General features: G+C 41.2%; 4 protein-coding genes. All 4 read right to left on the bottom strand.

Features of this window, described 5'->3' with window-relative positions:
• Positions 1-1,484: LamG-like jellyroll fold domain-containing protein (locus AC1DND_RS14045; RefSeq protein WP_477582458.1), on the bottom strand; the 1,484-nt coding region annotated here is incomplete at its 3' end.
• A gap of 83 nt (positions 1,485-1,567) precedes the next feature.
• Positions 1,568-3,208, bottom strand: a complete 1,641-nt coding sequence (locus AC1DND_RS14040; protein WP_477582456.1) for a SusD/RagB family nutrient-binding outer membrane lipoprotein — start codon at positions 3,206-3,208, stop codon at positions 1,568-1,570.
• Between the two features lie 11 nt (positions 3,209-3,219).
• On the bottom strand, positions 3,220-6,330 hold the full coding sequence (locus AC1DND_RS14035; RefSeq protein ID WP_477582454.1) for a SusC/RagA family TonB-linked outer membrane protein: 3,111 nt from the start codon (positions 6,328-6,330) through the stop codon (positions 3,220-3,222).
• Between the two features lie 146 nt (positions 6,331-6,476).
• Positions 6,477-7,373, bottom strand: coding sequence for an ROK family protein (locus AC1DND_RS14030; protein ID WP_477582452.1), 897 nt, complete (start codon positions 7,371-7,373; stop codon positions 6,477-6,479).
• Between the last annotated feature and the right edge of the window lie 177 nt (positions 7,374-7,550).

The following is a 7,550-nucleotide window of genomic DNA, read 5'->3' as shown; positions in this document are numbered from 1 at the left end:
GCGCTTACACTGCATTTATTGGCCGAAATTGTCGACTGTGCCAGTGCCGATTTCCAAACCCGCATTTCATCAAACTGGCCGTTAAAGCCTCTGTTGGCATCCCAGCTTCTCGAAATCTGTAATGTGCCATTAGCAGCGATAGTGCCCGAAGCACTCATGCTGGCATCTAAAGTGCCATTGATGTAGATTTTCATGGTCGAGCCATCGTATGTTGCCGCGATATGATACCAGGTATTGGCACTTAGCGCTGTAGCGGAGTTTAGCTTTTTAGGCGTTGCACCACCTGTGTTCAATACAAACTGCACTTTATTGTTGGCTAGAGAAGCATCACCCAAACGAAGTAAAGCCACATTGGCATCGCTCACTTCAATCCCCATAATGGTGGAGATATTTGGAGCAGTTGCTTTAAAAGCAGCTGGTTTAATCCATGCTTCGTAAGTTAAGCTGTTGCCTGCAAGATTGAACGTATTCGAATTTAAGTATTCATTAGTGCCGTCGAAAACCAATGAGCGGTTTCCAGCTACTGGTGGTGTACCTCCAGTACCATCAATACAGTTTGGTTTTACAGCAGTTGCAGCGCCATACAATACATTAGACATGGCAGATAATTTAGTTTGTGAGTTGTTGGCTACGTTATAAACCATGGCGCTGGCCAAACCATTATTTTTTACGTAAGTGGCTACAGCTGCCTGATCGCTATTGCCTAAATCGGTACCTAAACCCAATTTACTTTTCGGTACACCAGCATTAATGTATGGCTGTAAACGGCCGGCATAATCTGTTGAGAAGTAAGTTTGCTCAAATACATAATCTAAAATATCGCCCAGTTTTTGGTTGTTATAAGTAGAATTAAAATAATTGGCCTGATTAAATGCGGCCATGGTAATCAGCTTATCGGCACCCATGCGTGCCCGTAGTGCAGCAGCGGCCAGCACCAACGAGCCATCATTTGCGGTACAGGCAGAATACTCATCATCAATATCAATTCCATCTAAACCATATTGTTGTACGGCATTGGCACATTGAACGGCAAAAGCATCAGCCTGCGCATAAGCGGTAAAACAACCCCAGCCTGCATTCTGGTGATTCCCCAGCACATCGAGTACTACTTTTATGCCTAATGATTTGAGATAAGCCACCTTGCCCGAATTTAAGGTCTCTTGCACCTGTGGATTGAAATACAAAGTTGGTACGCCATTTACCGAATTGATATTGGCAGCAAAAATAACAGAAACGCCAAATAACTGACTAGCTGAAGTGCCGTAGGTATAACAACCCGGATTTACGAAATTGTTGCTGTTTACTTCTACATAGGCGGTCATGAATGGAGCAGTTAAGGCCAGGGCGGAGGCATTGGTAGCAGCTCTGGCGGTACCTTTGATGCTCAAAGTGTTGTCTTCTTTTTCAGAATTGGCTTTTTTACAAGCATACAACAGGGCGAAAGCTGTTAACAGCAATACGCCGAAAACGGTTAGTTTTCTCATAGGTTTAAAATTTTGGTTAGAAATTGGTTTGATATAAAAAAGGTAGGACAACTTTCGTTATCCTACCCGGTGGTATTTGTGTGTTAGAAGTTCGCTTTATTCACGTCCCACCATAGTCTGGTGCCACCGTTATCAGGGCCACCAAGCAAGGTTACGGCTTTACGTACCTCATCTTTATTTCCATTGCCGTATTCTGCTGTTGGATATGGCAATCTGCGAATCTGCAATTGGGTATTGATTGTACCGCCGCTATTGTTGTTGGCTACTGTAAACAGTTTTGGGTAACCTGTTCTGCGGAAATCAGCCCAGGCCTCAGCTCCGTCAGGAAAAATAGCTAACCATTTTTGCGTAATAATCCGCTCTAATTTCACTTCGTTAGATGCAGCCCCATCCCATTTAATGGTAATGGTGCTTAATGCGGCTGCATTGTTAGCTGGGTTTTTCGGATCTACATAAGCTGTTGGTTTGCTTACCGCATCGGCCAGGTAGCCACCAATACTAGCGTTCCATTGTTGCATTGATGTAGTTATACCTGTTTCATAATTACTTTGTGCATCTCCTGCACCCGTCCAACCGCGTAAAGCCGCTTCAGCTTTTAAAAACCAAACTTCAGCAGCCGTCATTAATATTTGTGGTGCTTTTTGTCCGATAGGTGATTTTGAATTGTCTGGTACAGAAGCATTTAAGCTCGAATAGGTTTTGTACCCAGCTTTGCCCAAACCGTTAAAAGAAGTATTCGCTCCCGATCTGATTCCTACATACTGTCCTGCAAAAAGAGGATCGGTAGCTGGTGTACAGTATATCGATAAACGTGGATCGGAATAACCAACCAGGTACGATTGTAATGCTGCGCCCATTGCATTATCGCCATCATAATTTACGGTTACATTCCAAAGGTCGTTATTTCTGTTTCCCGATTGCGCAACAGCCGCATTGTCACTTGGTACAGTCATTAATCCACCTGTTGCAGCCATTGCTTTTTCTGCCTGCAACTTTGCTGTAGCCGGATCAACTTTAACAATGCGCATGGCTAAACGTAACCTTAACGAATTGGCTAATTTAAGCCATTTTGCAACATCTCCTCCATAAACCAGATCGCCAGAATCGTAGTAGGCTTTTTTGCCAGGATTTGCTGTGATAAAAGCCTGCAGATTATTTGCCGCTGTATCAATCTGTTTAAAAAATTCGGTATAAACCGTTTTTTGGTCATCGTAAGCTTGCGAAATTAATGATTTACCTGCCTGTGTATAAGGAATCGGACCAAACTTATCGGTTACCCTATCCATCGCAATTACCTGTACTAAAAGCGATATACCCCATGATTCTGGCGCAGTTGCTTTTAAAGGCGATATGGCAATTTTAGAAATTGGCGCCATAACATTGGTATACTGATCGTTAAAACCGGTTTCATTCCAGCCATTATTAAGCGAATAGTTCATATTATTAATACCACCACCAAATGGTGTTGGAGCCATCATGTACCCACTAAAAGCATCGGAACTTAAATTCTGTGCAATTTGGTAGTTAGAAAATATATTTTGCTGAATAGGGCCAATTGCTGATCGCAATAAGGCTAAACTCTGCTCAGTAGTCGGTAAATTATCGTTGGTGTTAAAACTTTCAAAGTTCTTTTTACAGCCTTGGTTTAGGCCAGCAACGGCTAAAAGTAAAACTAAAGACAAGCCTTTAATTTTATGTTGAGATGAATGATATATCGATTTCATGTTTGTTCGGATTAAAATAAAACATTAAGGTTAAAACCAAAACTTCTGGTAACCGGTTGGTTAAAAACATCTATTCCTGATAAGCCGTTACCGGTAGACATGGTAACCTCCGGGTCGTAAGGTGCTTTTTTATAGAAATAGAAGAGGTTTCTACCAATTAATGAGAGGCGCATGCTTTTAAATGTTCCTTTTAAAGGTAAATTATAACCTATTGAAGCTTCGCGCAGGCGCACCACCGTAGCGCTATACACATACTCGCCGGTTACACCGTTTCTGTCACCTAAGAAAGAATAATAGCTTTGTGGGTTAATGGTCGCCGAAACTGCTTTTCCGCTGGCATCTACACCATCAATTTTAACACCGCCCTGCGCTCTTGCATCACCCGATGCTTTTGAAGCTCCTGCCTGGTCCATCAATGCTTCGGTTAGTGAAAGTACCTTGCCCCCAAACTTACCATCTACCAGGAAGCTTAAGCTAAAATCTTTGTAATTGAAACTGTTGTTCCAACCCAACTGAAATTTAGGGTTTGCATTTGCAATTAGGCTATAATCTGCACTTTTAACCGGAAAGTATGGGTTTGCAGCAGTTCCATCACCATTTAGTATGATACGGCCATTTGCATCTCTTTGTAAGGTGTAGCCATAAATATCACCATAAGATCCTCCTGCAGCTATACGCGAGATATATGCATTGTTTCCGCCACCTGTTAAATCGATCGAATTTAAACCTTGCGCCGCCGCTACATCAATAATTTTGTTTCTGTTCAACGATCCGTTAATGGATGTATTCCAGTTAAGGCCATCGCCTTTTAATACATCAGCCCCTAAAGTAAATTGTATGCCCTGATTTTGAACATCACCTGCATTTAAGTAGCCTGTTGCAACAAGTCCAGAAGGAGCTGGCTTAACAGGAATGTATTGGTTTTTGGTGTTTGTTTTATAATAGGTAAAGCTAAAGTTTAAACGGTTGGCTAGAAAACGCATATCAGTACCAATCTCGAAAGATTTTGTTCTTTCTGGTTTTAACTCAGCAAATGCCCTGTTGGTGTTGATGGTAAGTGCACCACCATTACCCAAAGTATTTTGGATAAAGGTTAAGTATGCTGGCACGGTGTTACCGACTTCTGCATAAGTACCTCTTATTTTGGCATAAGTAATCGCCTCTGGCAATTTAACCATTTGCGATACGATGAATGACAAACCTACCGATGGATAAAAATAAGAAACATTTGGGGTGAATGACAGGTTTGAAGACCAGTCGTTTCTACCTGTTAAAGTTAAAAATGCCCAATCTTTATAGGATAAATTCGCGTTTGCAAATACGGCTTGCAATTGGCTGTGGAAAGCATCATTTGCTTTTGTGGTGTTCAATACATCAGAGGTATAGGTGCCTGCTGTTGCCACAATGGTATTATTTGCTGTAAATAAATCAACTGCACTCAAATCGCCTGCTAAAGATAACCCCGTCGTTTTCTGATCGTTAATGCTACCGCCAATCAATCCGTTAATCTTAAAGTCAGAATCTTTCATTGGCACCGTAACGTTTAATATCGCATCGGCATATTTCTGAATGTAAGTTTGAGTATTCTGAGATAAGTATCCTCTACCGTTTGAGTTAAAGTTCCCGTTTATGCCCGAATAACGTCTGTTTTCGAAATCATCTGTAGTACGGTCAATATTTCCCCTTACCTGAAGATTTAACCATGGCGTAAACTCATATTTCACATTTCCACTTAATAAAAAGCGGTTTCTGATGGCGGTATTCGGATTAAGATTGGTTAAAAACCATGGGTTCTGGTTAATATCTGCAGAACCACCTAACCAGTTCTGGCGCGCAGTGCCTACATTTCCTGATAACAAATAATTGTCTTTGTACGGTGTAATATCAACTCCTCTTGGAAAAAGATAGAGACCAACCAACGGGTTGTTGTATAATCCAATTGATGGACTATTGTTTATACGTTGATTAATGTAACTTACATTTCCATCAACCGTTAATTTGTTGTTTAAAAACTTGGCTGTTTCGCGCAGGTTAATATTATGTCTGTTTAACTTGTTGCCTTCCTGTATACCACTTGCATAAGTATTGGCATAAGAAAAATAAGTTTGGGCAATTTCCGATCCGCCAGAAAAATTGATCGAATTGGTCGCATTTGTCCCGGTTTGGAAAAACTGATCGAGGTTATCAGTAGTGTTGTTAATTGCTGGTCCCCAGCTGTCTCTGGTTGCGGTAGATGCAGGGCCATAACTGTTTTGAAATTCGGGTTTGTATGCAATTTTATCAAAAGTTAAACTCGACGAAAAACCGATCTGTGTTTTGCCGGCTTTGCCTTGTTTGGTTGTGATTAAGATAACACCATTCTGTGCCTGGCTACCATAAAGGGCTGCCGCAGATGCGCCTTCCAGTACGGTTAAACTTTCGATATCATCGGGATTTAAGTTCGATATACCATCACCACCATCCTGGCCGCCACCAAAAACACTATTCTGCTGTGCATTGGCGTTACCGTTATTGCTGATTGGCACACCATCAATTACATACAGGGGCTGGTTGTTCCCGCTCACTGAACGGCTACCCCTTAATATTACTTTGGCCGAACCACCAACACCCGAAGAACTCGGACTAATCGTCATTCCGGCAACTTTACCATTTAACGAATTTACAAGGTTAGGACTTTTTACTTTATTCAATTCCTCTCCCGATACTTGTTGGGTGGTATAAGTCAAAGATTTCTCTGATCTTTTTACTCCTAGTGCTGTTACCACTACGGTTTCAAGGTTTTTAGCGTCAGGGGTTAAAGTTATATCAATGGTACTTTGCGTACCTACAGTAACTTCTTTGCTCTGGTAGCCGATAAACGAGAACACCAAAACATCGCCCGTTTTAGCCGTTATGCTATATTGGCCTGAAGTATTGGTTTGTGTGCCACCTTGCGCGCCCTTTATAGTAATGGTTACACCTGGTAAGGTAGCGCCTGTTTCATCTTTTACGGTTCCTTTAATCACATCCTGATAAACAGAATGGAAAGAAACTGCACGATTAAAATGATCGATTGGTGCAGCTGCATACAAGCCCGTGGATGCATAGAGCAAAAAGCACGTTAGCTGTAAAGATTTTTTCATATTCATTATGAATAATTTTGAATAAGTATTTGGTTAATTGTTTGCCGCCTTCAGGATTTCCATCCGTCCGGTTTTATAGTTAAGAGCATTTTGCTTACACAAATTGCCTACAAGGGAATTGAATTATTTTTAAATAATTTTTTTTGTTAGATTTTTTCGATCGTTTTAAATGTCTGCGTAGCCCAGCAACCCGCAGCTCCAACCAAGGCCGCATCTTCATTCAATTTCGAAATATGTATTGGAGAAGTGATGCCCTGCGAATGGAGGTATTTAATCACACCGGGAATAAAACGGCTCGATGCGTTGGCAATATTACCACCAATTACAATGGCTTCAGCCGCATTATCCTGTTGAAATTTTTTGAGGAAAAGCCCAAGGTTATGGCTAAACTCAGCAAATATTTTCCGCACGGTTTGGTTATCGTCGTAAAGTTTGGTCAGTTCTCTAACATTTAGAATATTAAATCCTGTGAGTTCGTAATAACGTTTTAAAAACCATCGTGTAGAAAGATAATCTTCTGTTATGCCATCTAAAAAAGGAGCACACCATAAATTGGCATCGTCAATTTTTCCCTGATTGTAAACGGCGCTTCCTAAACCTGTTCCCAATGTAATRCCAATCAGGTGCTGATAGACACCTGCCTCACCTGCAAACACTTCTCCAGCCAAAAAACAAACAGCATCGTTACTCATCAAAATCTGATCTCCACCAATCTGAAGTTCACTGGCCAGCATGTCTTTTACGTTTAGTCCATAAAAAGCGGCATATTTATCATTGCCTGCGATATAAGAGATACCATTGTCATAATCGAAAGGGCCTGGCATGGCAATACCCAAACGGCCAATTTGGATATCTACCTTTTTATAAGCTGCTTTAATTGCATTGCACCAGGTGTGGATAATCTGTCCTGTTGAGCCGTGAGAGTCAACCCGCTCGCGTGTATAGGAATTTTTTAGAATGTTCCGCTGCTGCATATCGAGTACTGCAGCTGTAATGTGCGAGCCGCCGATATCAATGCCCATCACATATTTGTTTTTATTCATTGTTTTCTGCTTCAATAGATCTATAAATGGCGTATGCCTTATTATGGCATCGAATGAAGAGTCCTTTTTTTGTTAAATTGCCYACAGTGGGAAGATTTTTTTATGAAATATTTTTTATTACCTTACATTTGATTCACCAAACTAACCAAGTTGAAAGCAGCTAAGCCAGATCTAGTC

The sequence above is a fragment of the Pedobacter sp. 01N416 genome, assembly GCF_056399685.1.
This window is presented reverse-complemented; position numbering and strand designations above follow the sequence as displayed.